The 20,960-nt window shown below is 72.0% G+C and carries 19 protein-coding genes and 1 tRNA gene; 7 read left to right on the top strand and 13 right to left on the bottom strand.

The annotated features are described in order from the left end of the window. Positions 1-150 precede the first annotated feature (150 nt). The 3 genes from nadE to ACIPEP_RS05735 form a co-directional block, all read right to left on the bottom strand. Entirely contained in the window at positions 151-978 is an 828-nt protein-coding gene (gene nadE / locus ACIPEP_RS05725; protein WP_139199207.1) for an ammonia-dependent NAD(+) synthetase, read from the bottom strand. A 39-nt stretch (positions 979-1,017) separates the two neighbouring features. After that, positions 1,018-1,197 (bottom strand): hypothetical protein, encoded by a 180-nt coding sequence (locus tag ACIPEP_RS05730; RefSeq protein ID WP_402716733.1) that lies wholly within the window; start codon positions 1,195-1,197, stop codon positions 1,018-1,020. 213 nt (positions 1,198-1,410) lie between these two features. After that, positions 1,411-3,507, bottom strand: a complete 2,097-nt coding sequence (locus tag ACIPEP_RS05735) for a choice-of-anchor G family protein (protein WP_402716734.1) — start codon at positions 3,505-3,507, stop codon at positions 1,411-1,413. A 417-nt stretch (positions 3,508-3,924) separates the two neighbouring features. Here ACIPEP_RS05735 and ACIPEP_RS05740 point away from each other — a divergent pair, with 417 nt between their 5' ends. Together ACIPEP_RS05740 and ACIPEP_RS05745 are read left to right on the top strand one after the other, a co-directional pair. Beyond that, positions 3,925-4,368, top strand: a complete 444-nt coding sequence (locus ACIPEP_RS05740) for a MarR family winged helix-turn-helix transcriptional regulator (RefSeq protein WP_070417833.1) — start codon at positions 3,925-3,927, stop codon at positions 4,366-4,368. A 140-nt stretch (positions 4,369-4,508) separates the two neighbouring features. Continuing rightward, positions 4,509-5,942, top strand: coding sequence for an MATE family efflux transporter (locus ACIPEP_RS05745; RefSeq protein WP_402716735.1), 1,434 nt, complete (start codon positions 4,509-4,511; stop codon positions 5,940-5,942). Between the two features lie 109 nt (positions 5,943-6,051). Here the strand turns inward: ACIPEP_RS05745 and ACIPEP_RS05750 are convergent, their stop codons facing one another. Further along, positions 6,052-6,219 carry a hypothetical protein gene (locus ACIPEP_RS05750; protein WP_175496003.1) on the bottom strand — a complete coding sequence of 56 codons (168 nt, stop codon included), beginning with the start codon at positions 6,217-6,219 and terminating at the stop codon, positions 6,052-6,054. Positions 6,220-6,625: 406 nt separating this feature from the next. On the opposite strand from ACIPEP_RS05750, the gene ACIPEP_RS05755 reads away from it, so the two are divergent. After that, complete coding sequence (locus tag ACIPEP_RS05755) at positions 6,626-7,765, top strand: AI-2E family transporter (RefSeq protein WP_092385101.1); 1,140 nt, start codon at positions 6,626-6,628, stop codon at positions 7,763-7,765. A 193-nt stretch (positions 7,766-7,958) separates the two neighbouring features. On the opposite strand, the gene argG is transcribed toward ACIPEP_RS05755, so the two are convergent. From argG to ACIPEP_RS05790, 7 genes are all read right to left on the bottom strand, one after another. After that, positions 7,959-9,401, bottom strand: coding sequence for an argininosuccinate synthase (argG, locus tag ACIPEP_RS05760; RefSeq protein ID WP_070417830.1), 1,443 nt, complete (start codon positions 9,399-9,401; stop codon positions 7,959-7,961). A gap of 43 nt (positions 9,402-9,444) precedes the next feature. Next, a tRNA-Arg gene (locus ACIPEP_RS05765) sits at positions 9,445-9,519 on the bottom strand. Between the two features lie 13 nt (positions 9,520-9,532). Continuing rightward, positions 9,533-10,636: an epoxide hydrolase family protein gene (locus tag ACIPEP_RS05770; protein WP_402716736.1), complete on the bottom strand. Its 1,104-nt coding sequence runs from the start codon at positions 10,634-10,636 to the stop codon at positions 9,533-9,535. A 122-nt stretch (positions 10,637-10,758) separates the two neighbouring features. Next, positions 10,759-11,544 carry a lysostaphin resistance A-like protein gene (locus ACIPEP_RS05775; protein WP_402716737.1) on the bottom strand — a complete coding sequence of 262 codons (786 nt, stop codon included), beginning with the start codon at positions 11,542-11,544 and terminating at the stop codon, positions 10,759-10,761. A 261-nt stretch (positions 11,545-11,805) separates the two neighbouring features. Next, positions 11,806-12,300, bottom strand: coding sequence for an HNH endonuclease (locus ACIPEP_RS05780; protein ID WP_070417828.1), 495 nt, complete (start codon positions 12,298-12,300; stop codon positions 11,806-11,808). Between the two features lie 355 nt (positions 12,301-12,655). Continuing rightward, positions 12,656-13,591, bottom strand: coding sequence for a C40 family peptidase (locus ACIPEP_RS05785; RefSeq protein WP_071294899.1), 936 nt, complete (start codon positions 13,589-13,591; stop codon positions 12,656-12,658). Positions 13,592-13,863: 272 nt separating this feature from the next. Further along, a complete protein-coding gene (locus tag ACIPEP_RS05790) occupies positions 13,864-14,559 on the bottom strand; it encodes a metal-dependent transcriptional regulator (protein ID WP_022906596.1) in 696 nt (231 codons plus the stop codon). Positions 14,560-14,745: 186 nt separating this feature from the next. Here ACIPEP_RS05790 and serC point away from each other — a divergent pair, with 186 nt between their 5' ends. Next, entirely contained in the window at positions 14,746-15,861 is a 1,116-nt protein-coding gene (gene serC / locus ACIPEP_RS05795; protein WP_071294898.1) for a phosphoserine transaminase, read from the top strand. Between the two features lie 81 nt (positions 15,862-15,942). On the opposite strand, the gene ACIPEP_RS05800 is transcribed toward serC, so the two are convergent. Together ACIPEP_RS05800 and ACIPEP_RS05805 are read right to left on the bottom strand one after the other, a co-directional pair. After that, complete coding sequence (locus tag ACIPEP_RS05800; protein ID WP_402716738.1) at positions 15,943-16,680, bottom strand: DUF3027 domain-containing protein; 738 nt, start codon at positions 16,678-16,680, stop codon at positions 15,943-15,945. Further along, the gene (locus ACIPEP_RS05805; RefSeq protein WP_402716739.1) at positions 16,680-17,057 is read right to left on the bottom strand and encodes a cold-shock protein; all 378 of its coding nucleotides are present in this window, start codon (positions 17,055-17,057) and stop codon (positions 16,680-16,682) included. Before ACIPEP_RS05805 ends, ACIPEP_RS05800 begins: the two co-directional genes overlap by 1 nt. A gap of 56 nt (positions 17,058-17,113) precedes the next feature. Between ACIPEP_RS05805 and ACIPEP_RS05810 the strand changes: the two genes are divergently transcribed. From ACIPEP_RS05810 to ACIPEP_RS05820, 3 genes are read left to right on the top strand one after another with little or no spacing between them, the layout of a single operon-like run. Continuing rightward, complete coding sequence (locus ACIPEP_RS05810) at positions 17,114-17,413, top strand: hypothetical protein (protein ID WP_070417823.1); 300 nt, start codon at positions 17,114-17,116, stop codon at positions 17,411-17,413. A 28-nt stretch (positions 17,414-17,441) separates the two neighbouring features. After that, positions 17,442-19,202, top strand: coding sequence for a helicase-associated domain-containing protein (locus ACIPEP_RS05815; RefSeq protein ID WP_336697230.1), 1,761 nt, complete (start codon positions 17,442-17,444; stop codon positions 19,200-19,202). Positions 19,203-19,259: 57 nt separating this feature from the next. Next, positions 19,260-20,957 (top strand): DNA repair helicase XPB, encoded by a 1,698-nt coding sequence (locus ACIPEP_RS05820; RefSeq protein ID WP_092385117.1) that lies wholly within the window; start codon positions 19,260-19,262, stop codon positions 20,955-20,957. Positions 20,958-20,960: the final 3 nt, after the last annotated feature.

Raw genomic sequence — 20,960 nt, forward strand, 5'->3', positions numbered from 1 at the left:
GGGGGCCACCGCCGCCCGCCCCCCGGGCGCCCCCCCCCCCCCCCGGCCCGCCCGCCCCGCACCCCCCCCCCCCGGGGGGGGGGCCCCCCCCGGGGGGGGGGGGGGGGGCCGCCCCCCCCCCCCGCCTCCTGGACGGGGTCGCGTCAGCGCCTAGGCGCCCGCACGCCACCAGTCGTCGAAGGGCGTCGCCGGGACCTGGCGCTTGTGCTCCGTCGCCCGGTAGCGCGACTCGATCGCCTCGGCGACCTCGATCGGGACGTCGTGGCCCTGCAGGTACGCGTCGATCTCGGCGTACGACAGCCCGAGGTTCGCCTCGTCCGTCTGGCCCGGCGTCTCGTCGAGCAGGTCGGCGGTGGGGGCCTTCTCGTACAGGCGGGCCGGGGCGCCGAGGTGCTCGAGCAGCTGCCGGCCCTGGCTCTTCGACAGCCCGGTGAGCGGGGTGAGGTCGACACCGCCGTCGCCGTACTTCGTGAAGAAGCCGGTCACGGCCTCGGCCGCGTGGTCGGTCCCGACGACGAGGAGCCCCCGCTGCCCGGCGACGGCGTACTGCGCGACCATCCGCATCCGGGCCTTGACGTTGCCCTTCACGAAGTCGCTCAGCTCCACGCCCGAGGCCGCGGTGTCCTGCACGACCCCGTCGACACCGTGCTCGATGTTCACGGTGATGCCCGGGTCGGCCGCGATGAACTGCAGCGCGAGCTGGGCGTCGTCCTCGTCGGCCTGCACGCGGTACGGCATGCGGACGGTGGTGAACTCGGCGGGGTGCCCCTCGGCGCGGAGCGACTCGACGGCGAGCTGGGTCAGGCGTCCGGCGAGCGTCGAGTCCTGGCCGCCGCTGATCGCGAGCAGGTAGCCCTTGGCGCCGGTGGTGAGCAGGTAGTCCCGGAGGAACCCGACGCGACGGGCGATCTCCTGCTCCGGGTCGATGGTCGGCTGGACGTTGAGGTCCGCTGCGATGGCGGCTTGGAGTTCACGCACCACCCCAGTATCCCGCTGCATCCGCCGCGTGCACAGGGTTCAGTGGACGCGATCCGCGCCGGCCGGACGGATGGTGTTGTCGTGGTCGGCCCCGATCGCGCAGGTGCAGACGACGCCGATGGTCTCCTGCGCCCGGGTGAGGACGAAGCGTTCGACGTGCGGGGGCCCGACGTGGCGGTCGAGCGGGTGGGTGTCGTGGTCGTGCACGGTGGTCCTCACGTCGCGGTCGGAAGCGGTCGGAAGCGCTCGGAAGCTGTCGGAAGCGGTCGGGAGCGGTGGATCGAGTCGGCCGGCCGGGAGGGGCCGGCGGCGGGACGAGGGGTGCCGGCGCGGTGGTGGCCCGAACCACCACCGCACCGGCGGGACCGCGGCGACCCGAACGCGCCGCGGACCCGGGAGACGGGCGCCGGTACCCGCCGGCGCCCGTCCGGGTCAGGCTCGACGCATGCGCCGCGCGACGAGCGTGCCGCCGCCGGCCGCGAGGAGCAGCCCGGCGAGGAGCAGCAGCGGCACCAGCTCGGCACCGGTGTAGGCGAGGCTCCCGGTCCCCGAACCGTTGCCGGCCGCACCGGCACCGGCACCGCCGGCACCGCCCGCACCGCCGGGGCCGCCTGCGCCGCCGGGGGTCCCCGGCGTACCGGGCGTACCCGGCGTGCCCGGCGTGCCCGGGTCGGTCGGGTCGACCGGTGCTGCTGCGACCGCGAAGGTCACCGCGGCGGGGTCGCTCACGAGGGTGCCGATCGTCTCGACCGCCTCGGCCTCGTGGTCACCGACGGCGACCCCGGGGAACGTGACCGTCCAGGTGCCGTCCTCGTCCGCGACGGTCGACTGCGCGCCCTCGTCGTCACCGTCGAGCGTGACGTCGACGTCGGCGCCCGGCTCCGCGGTGCCCGTGACCGGCACCGCGGTGGTGTCGTCGTCCGCGGGGACCGTGTAGTCCGTCCCGTCCTCGGGCGAGGTGATGGCGATGCCCGCGAACGGATCCGCCTGCACGGTCGCCGTCACGAGGTCGACGGTCGCCAGGTCCGCCGCCGGCAGGAGCTGCACGCGGACGGCCCGGACCGTGGTGGCCCCGGTGTCGTCGGCGGTCGGCTCGGTGAACGCCGGAGCGGTCTGCGAGTTGATCGTGACGGAGACGAGCTGGTTCACGACGTCGAGCAGCGGGTCGAGCGCCGTGACGGTCGACGTGATGGTGGCGAGCAGGGTCTGCACGGTGTCCGCCACGAAGTCCCCGCCGAGCACGTCACCGAGGATGCCGGTCAGCGCCGGGACGATGGTCGAGCCGAGCAGCGGCTGCAGCAGCGGGTCGAGCGTGCCGAGCACCGGGCCGAGGATCCCGTCGCCGGTGACCGTGAGCGTGGCGCCGTCACCGGTGCCGAGCAGGTCCCCGACGGTGGTGTCGACCGTGAGGGTCAGCCCCGCCACGTCGGCGCCGAGCAGGTCGACGCCGGTGTCCACGACGAGCTGCACGTCGGCGACGTCCAGGGCGTTCGTGAGCGTCGTGGTGAGGAGTGCCGGCAGCTGCTCGGTCAGGATGTCCGAGATCGCGCCGGTGATCTGCGCGTTGATCGTCGCGTCGTCGAGCAGCGTGGTGTTCGCCGGCAGGTCGTTCAGCGTGTAGAGCTGCGCGAGGTCGATCGTGACCACGCCCGAGGACAGGTCGATCGTGACCGGTCCGTCGGTGAGCGGCTGCTGCGTCACGGTGGCGAGCGCACCCTGCAGGTCCACGTCGGCGGTGAGCTGGGCGGTGGTGTCGTCGAGTGTCAGGACCCCGAGCCCGAGGGTGTTCACGGCGTCGGTCACCGGGTCGAGCAGCGCCGCGGTGAGGTCGGTGGTGAGACCGTCCTCGCCGATCGCCGCGTTCACGGTGTCGTCGGTGGTGCCGAGCGTCGTGTCCAGCGACGTCACGAGCTGCTGGACGGCGGGGCTGACGAGCCGGACCTGTGCGCCGGCGACCTGGTAGTCGGTGGTGACGTCCGGAGCGCCGAACGTGCGCGTCGCCTCGGCCCGGGCGGACAGGGCGCCGAGCCCGACCGAGAGCTCGCTCACGACGCCGTCGACGTCGAGGTCGCCGAGCAGCGGGGTGAGGTTCACGGTGGCGCCGGTGCCGGGGGTGCCCGGACCGACCTGGATCGCGCCGTCCGCGCCGACGGCTCCGGCGGCCGCGACCGCCGAGGTGGTGTCCGTGCTCGCGACCTGGCCAGCGACGCCGACGTTCACGAGACCGTTCTGGCCGAGCAGCTGGATGCCCCCGGGGACGTTGATCCCGATGCTGTTCAGCACCGAGAGGTCGAGCGGGTCGGACTGCCCGGCGGTCGCCCCGCCGGGAGCGGTCGCGCCGAAGGACCCGGCGAGCGCCGCGACGCTGTCGAGGTCGACGGAGCCGCTGCCGGAGAGCAGACGACCCTCGGCCTGGGTCGCGTCGGTCGCAGCGGCGTGTGCGGGGAGGGCTGCTCCCCCGATGATCACGGCCGCGACGGTGGCCGTGGCGCCCGCGCGGAGCGCGAAGCGTGTTGCAGTGCGTGGCATGGTGCCTCTTCCTCCAGGCGGAGGTCGTCCGCCTGCTGATCCATCCCCCGCTGGTGGGGCGGGAGATCCGACGGGCGCGCTGGTGGGGCGGCCCGGAGTCACGTGTGCGCGTCGTGCTGCGCGCGGGCGCGGCTATCCGGGGTGATCACCCCCGGTGAGGCGGGGAGCGGTGCAGGCAGCGTCCACGGACGGGCGCATCGATCGTGCGCGCATCGTTCGTCCTCGTGCCATGTCCTGATCCCCCCGGGTGGGCTCGGCTGCGTCGTCGAGCTGAGGATGAGCGGTTGGTGAGACCGCGTTTCCTGTGCAATCTACAAGGGGGGTCCCCCGTCGTGGCGATACCCCCGTTCGGGGCACGCCGTGAGCGGATCAGTTCGAGTGTTGACAGTTAGAGGTCGAACGGTTAGCGTTCTGATCATGACGCAGCAGGCACCCCGGTTCGACACGCCCCTCCAGCAGATGCGCTGGATCGGGTGGGCGCAGCGCAAGGCGGCCGAGGAGTGGGTCCGCGAACGCGACCTCACCCAGGAGCAGAGCTTCGTGCTCGGGTACCTGCAGCACACGCCCGGCGCGATCCAGCGCGACATCGCCGACATCACCCGGACGAGTGCGGCCAGCGTCTCGAGTCTCCTGCAGGGACTCGAGCGCCGCGGGCTCGTCGAACGCCGGGCGGACGCCGAGAACGCCCGGACGAAACGGGTCTTCGCCACCGACGAGGGGATCGCCCTCATCGCCGGCTTCGAGGACGCCATGATCGCGCTCGACGACGTCCTGCTCGCGCCGCTCGACGCCCACGAGCGCGCCACCCTGCAGGAGCTCCTGCACAAGGTGACCGCGGAACTGCCGGAACCCACCCGGTGACCTGACCCGCGCCTCCAGGCCCGTCCAGGAGGCGCGACCCACCCCCACGCGTCGGCACCCGCCGATCGCGTCATCAGTCATGCCCTGCGGCGCCGACCGACGGTCGGCGCGCGCTCCGCCCTGCCCAGAAGGAGGCAGCCATGAGCACCACAGCACCCGACACCGCCGCGGCGAAGAACCGCTGGTACCTGTCCGCCGCCCCGATCGGCCGCGCGCTCGTCCACCTGTGCGTCCCGATGGCCGCCGCGATGGTCGTCAGCGCCGTCTACAACGTCATCAACGCCGGCTTCATCGGATCGCAGCACGACACCTCGCTGCTCGCCGCGATCACGTTCGGCACCCCGCTCCTCGGCATCATCATGGCCGTCGGTGGCGTGTTCGGCGTCGGTGGCAGTGCCCTCATGTCGCGCATGCTCGGGGCCTCGGAACACGATCCCGCCAAGGCCGAGGACATCAAGCGCGTCGCCTCCTTCGCCCTCTGGGGAGCCGTCGTCACCGGTGTGGTCCTCGCCGTGCTCGGCCTGGTGTTCCTACACCCGCTCGTCGCCGTGCTCGGTGCCGACGCCGCCGCGGTGCCCGCCACGAGCGCGTACGTCTCGGTCATGCTCGCGTTCGTGCCGGTGCTCGCCGCGTCGTTCGCGCTGGAGCAGATCGTTCGGTCCGAGGGGGCGGCACGGCAGGCCATGGTCGGGCTCGTCCTGTCGACCGTCGGCAACCTCGTGTTCGACGTGCTCTTCATCCTCGTGCTGCACTGGGGCGTCGCCGGTGCCGCACTCGCCGTCGGCCTCGGCAACGTCGTGGCGATCGGATACTGGATCGTCTGGCTCCAGCGGAACAGCGCGAACGTGAGCTTCGCACCGAAGTGGTTCACGCTGCGGGCGGACATCCTCGGGCCGGTGTTCGGCATCGGCTCGAGCGAACTGCTGCAGTCCGGGTTCCTCATCGTGACGACCCTCGTGCTGAACAACCTCGCGGCCGCCTACGGGGACGACCCGCTCGCGGCGATGGGCGTCGCCGTCCGCATCGCCCAGGTCCCGGAGTTCCTGGTGATGGGCGTGACCATCGGCGTGCTGCCGCTGCTCGCCTACGCCTTCGGCAAGGGCGACGCGGTTCGGCTCCGAGCCGCACTCCGCGGTGCCGCGTTCACCGTCGGGACGATCGTCCTGCTGTTCTCCGGCACGGTGTTCGTCTTCCGCGAGCAGGTCTTCACGGTCTTCTCCGGCGACCACTCGGTGCTCGCGATCGGCCTGACCATCCTCACGGCGCAGCTCGTCGCCACGATCGTGAACGGGTTCACCGGGCTGCTGACCTCGCTGTTCCAGGCCACCGGGATGGTGCTGCCGGCCATGGTGTTGTCGATGGCGCAGGGCGTGCTGTTCATCCCGATCGTGATCGTCGGGAACCTGTGGTTCGGGCTCGCCGGGATCATCTGGGCACTGACCGTGACCGAGGTGCTCGTGTTCGTCGCGGCGCTGGTGCTCTGGCTCGCGTCGCGCGGGCGGATCGCCCGCGGCCTCGCCGAGGGCTCGCCGGAGCGGGCGGACGCCACGCTCGAGGAGGCGGCGGCGGTCTGACGGGACGCCACGACGGACGGGAGGCGCGGTGCCGGCTGGCACCGCGCCTCCCGTCCGTCAGGTGGCCGCGACAGCTCGTCGCTGGCCGGCCGGCTCGTCGGCGGTCGGTTCAGAGCTGTTCGCCGAGGAAGTCCGCGTAGGACGGCTCGTCCCACGTCGGGCCGACCGCGCGGAGCGTCTCGTCCGCGCCGCCGAGGCGCGCGGCGAGCAGGCCGGCGATGTCCTCGGGCGAGCGCATGCCGTGGCGGTGCCAGTCCTCCTGGCGGCGGGGGGTCACGCGAGCACCAGCTCGACGACGGACACGGCCAGCGGGCCGAGGGGGGTGCGAGGTGAACCGACGAACAATTCGGCGGGGTGCGAGAACACGTGGACAGTGGCGGTCACGTCGACCAGCCCTTCGTCGGAGTGATGCGCACTCCGGATCCGATCGGACCGTCCCGTTGCGCCAGACCCCGCAGACCGCGGGGAGCATCAAAGGCGACGGAACCCTGAGTCGGTCCGATGTTCACCAGCGTACTGTCGCGCGACCGTCGGCACGAGAACCGTCCGGAACGCGCACCGGGCGCCCGCCGTCACGTCCTCATCGGATCTCGGACGACGCCGAGCCGTGACCGACGCCGCCCCGGCCGGATCGCCGTCGCCCCGGTACGGTGGGCGGGCACACCCGTACCCCGAGGAGCCCCATGCCCCTGTTCGGCACCCCGCAGCCCCCGCACCCCGACGCACCGCCGAGCCAGGTGGCGAAGCAGTGGTCCGACTCGTTCGGCGCTCTGGCCACCCGCTGCCTGCAGATCATCGTCGTGCTCGTCGTCGTGATCGGCATCGTCTACGCCGCCGCCACGCTCAGCGTCGTCACGATCCCGGTGCTGCTCGCCCTCATCATCGCGTCGGCGATGCACCCCGTCGTGTCCTGGCTGCGGCGGCACCGGGTGCCGTCCGTGCTCGCGACCCTCGCCGTCCTGATCGGCGTGCTGGTCGTGCTCGGCCTCGTCGGCTGGCTCATCGTCGTGGCCGTCATCTCGCAGTGGCCCGACCTGCAGAAGTCGGCCCTGAGCGGGTTCGACCAGCTCCAGGACTTCGCGTCGACGCTGCCGATCTCGATCGACCAGTCGCAGATCGACGATGCCGTGAAGGGCATCCAGGACTTCGTCACCAGCTCGCAGTTCGGTTCCGGCGCGCTCGCGGGGGCATCGGCCACGGCGAACTTCCTCACCGGTCTCGTGCTGATGATCGTGGTGCTGTTCTTCTTCCTCAAGGACGGTCCGGCCATCTGGGAGTTCCTCCTCCGTCCCTTCACCGGTGCCCGCTACGACCGTGCTCGCCGCGTGGGTGACCGGGTCGTGCAGACGCTCGGCGGCTACGTCCGCGGGACCGCCACCGTCGCCGCGGTGGACGCGATCGGCATCGGCGTCGGCATCACGATCGTCGGGGTGCCGCTCGCGCTGCCCCTCGCCGTCGTCGTGTTCATCACGGCGTTCATCCCGATCGTCGGTGCGACCGCGGCCGGCATCCTCGCCGCCCTCGTCGCCCTCGTCGCGCTCGGCCCCGTCCAGGCGCTGATCGTCGTCGGCATCGTCGTCCTCGTGAACCAGCTCGAGGGCAACCTGCTCCAGCCCGTCCTGATGGGCAAGACGCTCAAGCTGCACGGCCTCGTCATCCTGATCGGCCTGACCGCCGGCACGGTGCTCGCGGGCATCACCGGCGCGATCATCTCGGTGCCGCTGCTCGCCGCCGCGTGGGGCGTCGTGCAGGTGTGGGACGGGCCCGACAAGCCGGCGCGCCCGTGGCGGCAGAAGCGCGTGGAGTCGGCCGAGGCGCGCTGACGCGGGCTGCGGCTTTCCGCCGCGTGTTCGACGTTCCGCCAGTCGATCGACAGGCGGAATGTCGAACGATGTACGCGCATCCGATGCACGCGCACACTCCGACGAACCACGTGTCGATCGACGCGTGTGACGTCGCAGAGAAGGGGGCCTCCGCGCGCGGCGGAGGCCCCCTTCGTCGTGGTGCAGACCGGCGTCAGTCGGTGCCGGAGTCGAACGCCGCACCCTCGGACGCGAGGTCCGTCGCACGACCGAGCGCGTCATCGGCATCCGAGGTGACGACCGCGCCGCCGAGGATCTCCTCCGACTCGCCCGACTCGAGCTCGCCGACGAGGTCGCCCGTCGCCCCGCCGATGAGCCCGGCGGCGGCGTACTGCTCGAGGCGTGCCCGCGAGTCGGCGATGTCGAGGTTGCGCATGGTCAGCTGGCCGATGCGGTCGTCCGGACCGAACGCGGCGTCGCCGACACGCTCCATCGAGAGCTTGTCCGGGTGGTACGACAGCGCCGGGCCCGTGGTGTCGAGGATCGTGTAGTCGTCGCCGCGACGCAGGCGCAGCGTGACCTCGCCGGTGACGGCCGAGGCGACCCAGCGCTGCAGCGACTCACGCAGCATGAGGGACTGCGGGTCGAGCCAGCGCCCCTCGTACATGAGGCGACCGAGACGGCGACCCTCGGTGTGGTACGACGCGACGGTGTCCTCGTTGTGGATCGCGTTGAGCAGGCGCTCGTAGGCGATGTGCAGCAGTGCCATGCCCGGCGCCTCGTAGATGCCGCGGCTCTTCGCCTCGATGATGCGGTTCTCGATCTGGTCGGACGCGCCGAGGCCGTGGCGGCCACCGATCGCGTTCGCCTCGTAGACGAGCGCCACGGCGTCGGCGTACTCGACACCGTTGATCGCGACGGGGCGACCGGCCTCGAAGCGGACGCTCACGACCTCGGTGGCGACCTCGACGTCGTCACGCCAGGCGGCGACGCCCATGATCGGCTCGACGATGTCCAGGCCGCTCGAGAGCTCCTCGAGGCTCTTCGCCTCGTGCGTGGCGCCCCAGATGTTCGCGTCGGTCGAGTAGGCCTTCTCGGTGGAGTCGCGGTACGGGAAGCCCCGGGCGACGAGCCACTCGCTCATCTCCTTGCGGCCGCCGAGCTCCTCGACGAACTCGGAGTCGAGCCACGGCTTGTAGACGCGCAGCCGCGGGTTCGCCATCAGGCCGTAGCGGTAGAACCGCTCGATGTCGTTGCCCTTGTACGTGGAGCCGTCGCCCCAGATGTCGACGCCGTCCTCCTTCATGGCGCGGACGAGCATCGTGCCCGTCACGGCGCGACCGAGGGGCGTCGTGTTGAAGTAGGTCTTGCCGCCGGAGCGGATGTGGAAGGCACCGGTCTGCAGGGCGACGAGGCCCTCTTCCACGAGGGCGCTCTTCGCGTCGACGAGTCGGGCGATCTCGGCACCGTACTCGTGGGCACGACCGGGGACGGCGTCGATGTCCGGCTCGTCGTACTGGCCGATGTCGGCCGTGTACGTGCAGGGCACCGCTCCCTTCTCGCGCATCCAGGCGACCGCGCAGGAGGTGTCGAGACCTCCGGAGAACGCGATGCCGACTCGTTCGCCGACGGGGAGACTGCTCAGGACCTTGGACACGACGTCAATCGTACGGGGAGTCCAGCCGGTACATCGACGGGTCTGGTGCCCCTGGAGGGACTCGAACCCCCAACCGTTTCCTTAGGACGGAACTGCTCTTCCATTGAGCTACAGAGGCTGGCCCTCCCACTCTAGCGGCGGAACGGCTCCAGGAAGGCCCGGAGCTCCTCGACGAACAGCCCCGGCTGCTCGAACGCCGCGAAGTGCCCGCCCCGGTCGAGTTCGTGGTGGTACACGAGGTTGGTCGTCCGCTCGAGCCACTCCTTCGGCGCCCGCACGAGGTCCCCCGGGAAGATCGAGAACCCGGACGGCACCTCGACCCGACGCTCGAGCTGCGCCGCCGGAACCGCAGCGTTCGCGTGGTACATCCGCATCGCCGACCCGATCGTCGCCGTCGCCCAGTACTCGGTGAGCAACGCCAGGACCTCGTCCCGCGTGTACACCGACCAGAGGTCCCCGTCGCAGTCGCTCCACGAGCGGAGCTTCTCGACGATCCACGCCGCGAGCCCGGCCGGGGAGTCGTTCAGGCCGACCGCCGCGGTCTGCGGCTTGGTCCGGTGCATCATCGCGTAGGCGCCTTCGTCGGTGCGCCACCGCTCGGTCTCGGCGACGAACGCACGCTCCGCCTCGGACAGCGTCGACGGGTCGAGCCCGGGCCAGGCGAGCCCGCCGTCGATCCGGTGCACGGCGACGACCCGCTCGGGGTGGTCGAGCGCGAGGTACCGCACGACGTGCGTGCCGATGTCCCCACCGGACACCGCGAACCGCTCGTAACCGAGGTCGGTCATCAGCGTCGCCCACATCCCGGCGACGGCCCGTGCGTCGATCGGCTGCGGCGGTGCGTCGGAGAACCCGTAACCGGGCATGTCCGGCACGATCACGTCGAATCCGGCGTCGACGAGCATCGGCAGCACCTTGCGGTACCGCCACCCGGAGTCCGGCCAGCCGTGCGCGAGCAGCACGGGCAGCGCACCCGGCGTCGCCGCGCGGGCGTGCAGCACGTGGATGCCGATGCCGTCCACCTCGACCCGGCGGGACGGCAGTGCGGCGAGTGCCGCCCGGTGCGCGTCGAAGTCGAACCCGTCCGCCCAGTACTCGACGAGCGGGCGCAGCTCGTCGATGTCGATGCCGAGCGACCACCCGGTCCCGGCGGGCGCGTCCGGCCAGCGGGTCGCGCGCAGGCGCGCACGCAGGTCGTCGATCGTCGCGTCGTCGATCTCGGGGGTCTCCGTCATGGCGGCACGCTACGCCCGCCCACCGACAGCCGGTCGCCGCAGCCGACACGGTCCTGGTCCGGCACCGGGACGGACTGGAGGCGCGGGTCCGGCCCGACCCGCGCCTCCCGTCCGTCACGGTGTCAGGCGGCGATCCGCCGGCTGCGGTCGCGCCCCCGGAACGTCGCCCACACCACGGCCAGCGCCGCGACGCCGATCACCCACTCCAGGACGCCGACGAGGCTCGTCACCGGCGACACCTCGCCGTGCTGCGCCGAGAAGGCGGAGAAGTCCCACAGCGCGTGCAGCACCATCGGCCAGACCAGGCTGCCGGTCGTCCGCCGGAGGACGTAGAACGCGGTGCCGACCAGGAACGTGTTGACGACCTGGGCGAGCGTCGGGCCGAGGGCCTGCCCGGCGAAGAAGTTGAGCGAGTGCATCGCCGCGAACGCCGCCGTGCTGAGGAACCACACCATCGGCTCGGCGAACCGGCTGCGCAGGGCGGTGAGCAGGAGGCCTCGGGTCGTGAGCTCCTCGGTGAACCCGACCAGCAGCAGCACGATCGACGCCGCGAGGAACGGCCCGTCGAAGGCAGCCCAGTCGGTGATGGTCAGCCCGAGCACGGCGAGGAGCGCCAACGCGATCGGCACGACGATCGGCCACCGGTGTCGACTCGGGTGCTCGTCGGACAGGGCCGGCCGCCACCAGCCGAGCAGCGTGGTCGTGACGGCCAGCAGGACGGACGCGACGATGAGCGAGAGCCCCGCGCCGAAGAAGAGGTCGTGTCCGTTCCGGCTCAGGTCGGTGTACGGCACCCCACCGAGTCGTTGGACGGTGAAGACGACGACCATGTAGCCGAGCCAGATCGCGAAGCCGATCCAGACCCGGGGGCGGACGCGGAGGTGTGACGGAGTTCCCTGGTGCTCCACGTTTCGAGCATGGCACGGAGACGGACGGGAGGCGCGGGGGGGGGCCGCCCCCCCCCCCCCCGCCCGCGGGGGGGGGCCCCCCCGGGGCCGCGAGCGCGGGCCCCCCGGCGCGGGCCCCCCCGCGGGGGGGGGGGGCGGCCCCCGGGGGGGGGGGGGGGGGGGCGGGGTGGGGGCCCCCCCCCCCCCGGGGGCGGGCGGGGGGGGGGGGGGGGGCCCCCCCCCGCGCCTCCAGTCCGTCACGGCGTCAGCCGCGCGGTACCGCTACGCGGCCACCAGGTACTCGTCCCACTCGGACTGCGGACGCTCGATGCCCCGCACCACCCACGAGGAGCCGTGCGGCGCCTTCGGGCGGAAGCGGAGCCGCCACCCCATCTCCTGCGGGGTGCGGTCGCCCTTGGTGTTGTTGCACGCCAGGCAGCAGGCGACGAGGTTCTCCCACGAGTCCTCGCCCCCGCGCGAGCGAGGCTGCACGTGGTCGATCGTGGTGGCGTGCCGATCGCAGTACGCGCACCGGTTGGCGTCCCGGCGGAGGACGCCCCGGCGCGACACCGGCACGAGTCTCGAGTGCGGGATGCGGACGTACCGGGTGAGGATGATGACGGACGGACGATCGTAGGTCGACGTCGACCCCGTGACCGGGTGGTCGAGGTCGGCGGCGACGATGGCGGCCTTCTGGTTCATGACCAGCACGAGGGCCCGACGGAACGAGATCACCGCGAGGGGCTCGTAACCGGCGTTGAGGACGAGAGTGCGCATGGGTTCCCTTCCGACGTGCCTGGACGGCTTCCAGGCTGTGCGGGTGCGTCGGACCGGGGTACCGCGCAGGTGACCTCCGCTCGCGCGAACGGCCCCTGAACCACGAAGAGCACCACCCGGATGGGCAGTGCTCACGTCATGCAGGGGCGTGCTCGTGCACGCAGGCGGTGGTCGACCATATGTCGACGTGCGCGCGCCGACCCATGGTGCGGGTCGTGCGGAACGCTGACATGGGGTCTCCCTGCTCGGACCGTTCGGGCCGGTGCACGGTCAGGGTACGTCAGAAACCGGCCCGGCACGAGGGTGCACGGGCCGGTTCCGGCGATGTTCACGGGATCGATGCCCGCGGTCTGCGTCAGATGCCGAAGCGGACGATGTGGTAGTCGCTGGTCCAGATCGGGCGGATCGACACGGAGCCACCGGGCTTCGGCGCGTCCATGATCATGCCGTTGCCCATGTAGAAGCCGTCGTGCGCCTCGTTGTTGAAGATGACGACGTCACCCGGCTGCGCCTCGGACTCGGGGATCGTGGTGCCGGCCTGGTCCTGCAGCGGCACGGAGTGCGCGAGGTTGATGCCGTACTGCGCGTACACGAACATGACGTAGCCCGAGCAGTCGAAGCCCGACGGGTCCGCGCCGCCGAAGACGTACGGGGTGCCGATGTACTGCTTGGCGGTGGCGACCACGGCCGGCAGCGAGAACGGGGTGTTCGCGGCGGTCGACGAGGCGACGTAGTCGGAGGCGCTCGGCCCCGTGTACGACGCGTACTGCGAGGCGGTCTGCGCGCGGGCGGCCTGGGTGGCCGCGGCCTGCTCGGACGCCTGCTTCGCCGCGGCGTCGGCGGCCTTCTGCGCTGCCTCGGCGTCGAGCGTGGACTGCGCCGTCGCACCGTAGCCGTCGCGGCTCGTGCCGGCGAGGGCGACCGCGTCGGAGACGGAGAAGTTCTGGGCCTCGGTCGTGCGGACCTGGCGCTGCGCGGTCGCGGCGTCCGTCCCGGTCGACTGCTGCGTCGCGGCGAACGCCGGGGCGACCGCGACGGTGCCGAACATGCCCGCAGCCACGGTCAGGACGACCGGCGCGAGGAAGCGGCGCTTGCGGGCCGACGAGCTCGCCTTGGTGGAGGCGGCGGTGCGCGCGGCCTGGGCGGCACGACGGCCGCCGGGGAGCGGAGCGTCGCGCACCGGGGTGACGGCGCGGGCTGCTCGGCGCGAGAGGGGGGCGTCGGTGGCGTTCGCGGTGTTCGTCGGGTTCGCGGGCGTCTGGTCGTCCGCGGCGGAACCGGTCTGCGTCAAGGGTGTCTCCGGCGTCTCGTCACCACTGCCAGCGGGGGTGATCGCCGACCGTGCAACCCCATCCGTTCGTCATCGTTTCCGATCGAGACAGGAGACGGGTTCGAGACGTCCTGTCACGGGTCCTGGGCCTCGTGGGTGGCCGGCGGACTCGTCGAGTGTACGTGCCGACCGTTACCTTGTCGAGATGAAACCGCCGCTTTGTAACGAATCGGTAAAGAATCCCTGATCAGGCCGCAGAAACACGCCCCGCCCCAGTTTCGGGGGCAGACGGGTCAGGAGCGCTCGATGTAGACGTGCTGCGCGACCTCGGTCGGGAGCTCGATGCCCGCGTCCTCGCCGTCGACGCGCACGGCGACGTAGGCCCCTGCGCGCTGCACGCTCGCGACCCGGCCGGGCATGACACCGGCGGACCGCAGCTGGTGGAGGAGCTCCGGTTCGAACTGCACGGGCTCGCCCAGGCGGCGGATGACCCCGGTCGCGACGGCGTCGGTGCCCTCGGTCGCGGCGACGATGTTCTGCACGCCGTCGAGGAAGCCGGGTGCGGCCGGGCCACCGATCTCGGCGAGACCCGGGATCGGGTTGCCGTACGGCGACTCGGTCGGGTTGCCGAGCATCTCGAGCAAGCGGACCTCGACCTGCTCGCTCATCACGTGCTCCCAGCGGCATGCCTCGTCGTGGACGAACGCCCAGTCGAGACCGATGACGTCGGAGAGCAGACGCTCGGCGAGCCGGTGCTTGCGCATCACGTGCGTCGCGCGCGAGCGTCCTTCGTCGGTGAGTTCGAGGTGCCGGTCGCCCGAGACGACGACGAGGCCGTCGCGCTCCATGCGGGCGATGGTCTGCGAGACGGTGGGACCCGAGTGGCCGAGACGCTCCGAGATGCGGGCGCGCAGCGGCACGATCGCCTCTTCCTCGAGGTCGAGGATGGTGCGAAGGTACATCTCCGTGGTGTCGACGAGATCGGTCACGGTCCGCCTCTCATGTCTGGGCCCAGCGCGCCCCACCCTACTTGTTCGAGGCGACATGGAATGACCAACACTTGCAAGGTGCAAGAAAGTCCGTGCGCGATGCGGCCAGGAGGCGCGGCGTCGGCCCGCCCCGTCCGGCCGGTACACGGTCACTCGCGCTGGGATACCGCTCGTTAGGATCGGTGCATGGCAGACATCGTCATCCCCGCCGAACTCCTCCCGACCGATGGCCGATTCGGCTGCGGGCCGTCCAAGATCCGTGGCGCGCAGCTCGAGTCCCTCGTGACCCGCGGCGCGACGATCCTCGGCACGTCCCACCGCCAGAAGCCCGTCAAGGACCTCGTGGGCAGCGTCCGCGCCGGCCTCGGCGACCTGTTCGACCTCCCAGAGGGCTACGAGGTCGTCCTCGGCAACGGCGGCTCGACCGCGTTCTGGGACGCCGCCGCGTTCGGGCTCATCGAGCGCCGGGCCGAGAACCTGTCCTTCGGCGAGTTCGGCTCGAAGTTCGCCAAGGCCGCCGGCGCCCCCTGGCTCGAGGCGCCGCACGTGGTCGAGGCCCCAGGCGGATCCCTCGCCCCGCTCGAGATCGTCGAGGGCGTGGACGTCTACGCCTACCCGCACAACGAGACCTCGACGGGTGTCATGGCGCCGGTCGTCCGCGCCGCCGGGGACGCCGGCGCCCTCACCGTCGTCGACGCCACGAGCGCCGCCGGTGGTGCCGCGTTCGACGTCAGCGCCACGGACGTCTACTACTTCGCCCCGCAGAAGAACTTCGCCTCGGACGGTGGCCTCTGGCTCGCACTGTTCTCCCCCGCGGCGATCGAGCGTGTCGAGCGCATCGCCGCGAGCGGCCGGTACATCCCCGAGTTCCTCTCGCTCAAGAACGCCGTCGACAACTCGCGGCTGAACCAGACGCTGAACACCCCGGCGCTCGCGACCCTGATCCTCCTCGACGACCAGGTCCGCTGGATCAACGAGTCCGGCGGCCTCGCCTGGGCCGACACCCGCACGAAGACCTCGTCGTCGACGCTCTACGACTGGGCGGAGTCGGTCGACTACGCGACGCCGTTCGTGACCGACCCCGCAGCCCGGTCGCAGGTCGTCGCCACGATCGACCTCGACGACTCGATCGACGCCAAGGCCGTCGCCGCGACGCTGCGCCAGAACGGGATCGTCGACACGGAGCCGTACCGGAAGCTCGGCCGCAACCAGCTCCGCATCGCGACCTTCACGGCGATCGACCCGGACGACGTCGCGAAGCTCGTGCAGGCGATCGACTTCACGGTGAACGCCCTGCGCTGACGCGGTTCGTCCTCATGACAGGAGGCGCGGTGCCAGCTGGCACCGCGCCTCCTGTCCGTCCGGGGACCGGTCGGTCGCCCGTCAGGCGCGGTGGTGCTCGGGGTCGACCTCGCCGGCGTCCAGCCGGTCGACCTCGAGGTCGGCGTCCGGGTCGACCGGGCGCACCCGCTGGGTGCGACGGCGGCCGCGGGCCGGCTCGGCCGGTGCGTCCTGCTGGTCGGCGTCGTCGGTGTCCGCGTCGTCGTCGTCGGAGTCGTCCTCGGACCCGTCCAGCTCGTCGACGTCCACACCGTCGATGTCGTCGTCGTCCGGCTCGTCGAGGTCGTCCTCGTCGGCGTCGAAGTCGTCCTCGTCGTCCGCTTCGTCGTCGTCGGACTCGTCGTCGTCCGAGTCGTCGTAATCGGCGTCCTCGTCCGCGTCGTCCTCGTCGCCGTCGAAGTCCTCGTCGTCGTCCTCGTCGGACTCGTCGTCGTGCTCGCCCTCGGCACCGTCGGTGTCCTGGCCGGCCCGGTACTCGGCGAGCCGCTCGGACCACGGCACCCAGTCGGGCGCCAGCAGCGAGCCGTCACCGGGCATGAGCTCGACCTCGAGCACGGTCGGCTCGTCACCGGACACCTGGGCGATCGAGACGGTCCAGCGCCAGCCGGGGTACCCGGCCATGCGGTTGGCGAACAGCACCGAGACGACGCCGTCACCCTCGTCGACGGTGCCGGCGAACGCGCCGACGGTCGACTCGGGGGTCACCTCGAGCAGCGCCGTGCGGGCGAGCGCGGTGAGGTCCTCGGAAGGGGCAGGAGCAACAGGGGAGGTATCGGTCATCACGCGTCCAACTGGTCAGCGACGTGCCGCAGGATCGCAGCGATTCGGGTGCCGTTCTTCGGGTACCGGCCGTGCCGGAAGTCCCCGCTGATCCGGTCGAGCTCCTTCACGAGGTCCTCGACGATCACGGCCATGTCGTCCGCCGATCGTCGCGACATCTTCGCGAGGGACGGCTGCGGGTCGAGGAGCCGCACGGACAGCGCCTGCGACCCCTTCTTCCCCTGGACGACGCCGTACTCGAGCCGCGAACCGGCCTTCACCGACCTGACGCCGTCGGGGAGCGAGGACGCGTGCAGGAAGACGGGTTCGCCGTCGTCGCCGGTGATGAACCCGAACCCCTTCTGGTCGTCGTAGAACTTGACCTTGCCGGTGGGCATTCGTCGGTCTCCTCGTGATCGTGGAACGGCCGTGGTGCGTCGGATATCCTGGGTCGATGGCCAACCCGACCCGGTCCACCGGGAACACGCAGGACTCCGCGGAACCCCCGGTGACGTTCAATCGTACCGAACGCGCCCTCGCGTTCATGGTCGGCGGGATCTTCATCGCCGCCTTCCTCTGCATGGCCGCCATGATCGTGATGTGGCTGACGGTCCCGAGCGCCCAGGGATCGATGCCGTGGCCCGTGATCATGGCGATCCCGCTGGTCGGCTTCCCGATCGGCATGGTGCTCGTGTTCACCCTCCTCGGCATCACCTGGACCCGTCGGGCCCGAGCGAACCGGACGGCGCGCTGAGGACCGCGTCGGACGAGCGCGGCGGACGATGACGACCACCGCAGACCTCGCCGCCCGGCTCCGGGCGATGCCGGACGACGCCCTCGAACGGCTCGTCGTGGCGCGCCGGCTCCCCGCGGCGGTCCTCGCCGAGACCGGCCCGCTGCGCATCTCGGACTTCTTCGACCTCGCCGAGGCGCTCCGCACCGACGACGCGGTCGACGCCGCGATCGAGCACCTGCCCCGTCGGACGCTGCTCGCGCTGCGCGACGGCGCGGGCTCCGCCGACGACCTCGCCCCGGCGGTCGCGCTCGGCCTGGCGGACGAGGACGGCGGCGTCGACGACGCGGTGTCGGCCCGGCTGGCCGCCCACGACGAGATCGCCGGTCTCCCAGGAGGCGCGGATCACCCCCGCCCCGTCGCTCCGGTGGACGAGACGGGCGACGACGAGCGCGCCCGGACGACCGGCGCGGAGCACGCCTTCGCGACGATGACCGTGCTCGCCGAACTCCTCCGGGCGGTGTCCGAGGGTGCGGTGCGCGAGCTCGTGAAGGGCGGCATCGGCACCCCGCTCGCGAAGACGCTCGGCGAGCGTGCCGGCGCGGACCCCGTCGTGGTCCCCGGCCGCCTGGCACTGCTCGAACGGATCGGGTTCGCGGACACGGGCAACGGGACGTGGGCGACCACGGCAGCGGGCGACGCCTGGCTCGTCGCGAGCTGGCCGGACCGCTGGTCGACGCTGGTGTCGGCATGGCGGGACGCACTCGACCCGGCCGTCCGGAGCGTGCTCGACGTGGCCGGCGACGACCTGCGCGACCTCGTGTCGGCCGGCCGGTGGGCGTACCCGGCGGGCTCGCGCTGGCTCGACGCGGTGCTGCTCGACGTCGCGGGCACCGCGGCCGCACTCGGGCTCACGGTCGACGGCCGCGTGACGAGCACCGGCCGTGCACTGCTGGACGGGGACCCGGCCCCCGCTGCGGAGGACCTCCCCCGCACGGTCGACGCCGTGTACCTGCAGCACGACCTCACGGTCATCGCACCGGGGCCGCTCGCGCCGGTCGACGACGCCGCGCTCCGGACCGTCGCCGTGCTCGAGGCACCGGGTCTCGCCGCCCGGTACCGCATCTCCGAGGACTCGCTCCGCCGCGCGTTCCGGGCCGGTCACACCCGGCAGGACGTCGTCGCGCTCCTGGAACGGCTGTCCGCGACGGGCCTGCCGCAGCCGCTCTCCTACCTCGTCGACCAGGTGTCCTCGCGGGACGGCAGCATCGTGGTCGACGTCGGCGCCGACGGGGTCGGGGCCCGCGTGCACGGCACGCCGGACCAGCTCGACCTCATCGGCGTGGACGCCGAGCTCCGGCAGCTGGCGTGGGAGCGCAGCGACCTGACCACCCTGCTGACCCGCTACCCGCCGCACGTCGTCCACACGGCGCTCGAGGACCAGCGCTACCCGGCCGTCCTGACGGCCGCAGCCCGCCCGGCGACGGGATCCGTTCCTCCAGGCCGTCGACGCACCACCGGACGCAACCCGGAGCAGGCGGCGCACGCACTCGTGGAACGGCTCCGTGTCACCACCGAGCGCGGCGAGGCCGAGCCCGAGCAGGAGTGGCTGGGGCGGCAGATCGACCTGGCCGTCCGGGGTCGCACGCCGATCCGCCTGACGGTGCGCATGCCGGACGGCTCCGAGCGGCCGTTCTCGATCGTGCCGACCTCGGTCGCCGCCGGACGCGTGCGGGGACGCGACACGGCCGTCGACGTCGAGCGGACGCTCCCGCTCTCCCTCGTGGTGGCTGTGGAGAGCGACGCCTGATCCACAGGTGAGCCGATCCGCGCTGGTTCGCAGCCGAGCGGCCTAGGCTGATCCGTCATGAACGGACCGCTGATCGTGCAGAGCGACCGCACCGTGCTCCTCGAGGTCGCGCACCCCGACGCCGAGGACGCACGGCACGACCTCGCGGTGTTCGCCGAGCTCGAACGCGCGCCGGAACACGTGCACACGTACCGCATCACCCGACTCGGCCTGTGGAACGCGCGGGCGGCCGGGCACGACGCCGAGAGCATGATCCACACGCTCGAGCACTTCGCGAAGTTCCCCGTCCCGCAGAGCGTCACGGTGGACATCCGCGACACCGTGGCACGGTACGGCCGACTCGTCATCCGGCGCGAAGAGCGTCCGGACGCGCCGGCGATCGCGAACTCCCCGGCCGAAGAGCTCGAGCGCCAGCCGGTCCTGCTCCTCACCGCGTCCGAACCCACGGTCCTCGCCGAGGTCATCCGCTCGAAGCGGATCAAGCCGCTGCTGGGCGACATGCGCTCCCCGGAAGAGGTCGAGCTGCTCCCGTGGGCACGCGGGCAGATCAAGCAGGAGCTCGTGAAGCTCGGCTGGCCGGCCGAAGACCTCGCCGGGTACACGCCCGGGCAGCCGCACCCGATCGACCTCGACACCGACGACTGGCACCTGCGTCCCTACCAGGAACAGGCGGTCGACACGTTCTTCGCGCAGGGCTCCGGCGTCGTCGTGCTGCCCTGTGGTGCCGGCAAGACGCTCGTGGGCGCCGGGGCGATGGCGACGGTCAAGGCGACGACGCTCATCCTCGTGACGAACACCGTCTCGGCCCGGCAGTGGCGGTCCGAGCTGCTGCGCCGGACCACCCTCACCGAGGACGAGATCGGCGAGTACTCGGGCAGCGTGAAGGAGATCCGTCCGGTCACGATCGCGACGTACCAGATCCTCACCGCCCGTCGGAAGGGCGAGTACACGCACTTGTCGCTCCTCGACGCCCTCGACTGGGGACTCATCGTCTACGACGAGGTGCACCTGCTGCCGGCGCCGGTGTTCAAGCTCACCGCCGACCTCCAGGCCCGGCGCCGACTCGGGCTCACGGCGACCCTCGTGCGCGAGGACGGGCGCGAGGGCGACGTCTTCTCGCTCATCGGGCCGAAGCGCTACGACGCCCCGTGGAAGGAGATCGAGGCGCAGGGGTACATCTCCCCCGCCGCCTGCTACGAGGTGCGCATCGACCTGCCGCACCAGGACCGCCTCGAGTACGCGGCGTCCAGCGACGACGAGCGGTACCGGCTCGCGGCGACCTCGCCGGCGAAGACCCCGGTGGTGCGCGAGCTCATCGAGAAGCACCGCGGCGAGCAGATCCTCGTGATCGGGCAGTACATCGACCAGCTCGACTCGCTCGCCGAGTCCCTGGACGCCGCCGAGATCACCGGTTCGACCCCCGTCGACGAGCGGGAGCGGCTCTACCAGGCCTTCCGCGAGGGGTCGATCGACGTGCTCGTCGTCTCGAAGGTCGCGAACTTCTCGGTCGACCTGCCCGACGCGACGGTGGCGATCCAGGTGTCCGGCTCGTTCGGTTCCCGTCAGGAAGAGGCCCAGCGACTCGGCCGACTCCTCCGCCCGAACAAGGACGGGCTGCCCGCGTCGTTCTACACGCTCGTGACGCGGGACACCGTCGACCAGGACTTCGCCCAGAACCGGCAGCGGTTCCTCGCGGAGCAGGGGTACTCCTACACGATCCTCGACGCCGACCAGGTCCAGGCGGTCGTGGGCTGACGC

Origin of the sequence: Curtobacterium sp. NPDC087082 (assembly GCF_044745045.1) — a bacterium.
Classification (GTDB): Bacteria; Actinomycetota; Actinomycetes; order Actinomycetales; family Microbacteriaceae; genus Curtobacterium.

Bases quoted from the DNA above. Each gene is read 5' to 3' on its own strand.
- serC (WP_071294898.1), top strand. From the start codon at position 14,746: ATGGCAGACATCGTCATCCCCGCCGAACTCCTCCCGACCGATGGCCGA.
- ACIPEP_RS05805 (WP_402716739.1), bottom strand. From the start codon at position 17,057: ATGCCCACCGGCAAGGTCAAGTTCTACGACGACCAGAAGGGGTTCGGG.
- ACIPEP_RS05810 (WP_070417823.1), top strand. From the start codon at position 17,114: ATGGCCAACCCGACCCGGTCCACCGGGAACACGCAGGACTCCGCGGAA.
- ACIPEP_RS05820 (WP_092385117.1), top strand. From the start codon at position 19,260: ATGAACGGACCGCTGATCGTGCAGAGCGACCGCACCGTGCTCCTCGAG.
- ACIPEP_RS05800 (WP_402716738.1), bottom strand. From the start codon at position 16,680: ATGACCGATACCTCCCCTGTTGCTCCTGCCCCTTCCGAGGACCTCACC.
- ACIPEP_RS05735 (WP_402716734.1), bottom strand. From the start codon at position 3,507: ATGCCACGCACTGCAACACGCTTCGCGCTCCGCGCGGGCGCCACGGCC.
- ACIPEP_RS05745 (WP_402716735.1), top strand. From the start codon at position 4,509: ATGAGCACCACAGCACCCGACACCGCCGCGGCGAAGAACCGCTGGTAC.
- ACIPEP_RS05740 (WP_070417833.1), top strand. From the start codon at position 3,925: ATGACGCAGCAGGCACCCCGGTTCGACACGCCCCTCCAGCAGATGCGC.
- ACIPEP_RS05770 (WP_402716736.1), bottom strand. From the start codon at position 10,636: ATGACGGAGACCCCCGAGATCGACGACGCGACGATCGACGACCTGCGT.
- ACIPEP_RS05780 (WP_070417828.1), bottom strand. From the start codon at position 12,300: ATGCGCACTCTCGTCCTCAACGCCGGTTACGAGCCCCTCGCGGTGATC.
- ACIPEP_RS05815 (WP_336697230.1), top strand. From the start codon at position 17,442: ATGACGACCACCGCAGACCTCGCCGCCCGGCTCCGGGCGATGCCGGAC.
- ACIPEP_RS05755 (WP_092385101.1), top strand. From the start codon at position 6,626: ATGCCCCTGTTCGGCACCCCGCAGCCCCCGCACCCCGACGCACCGCCG.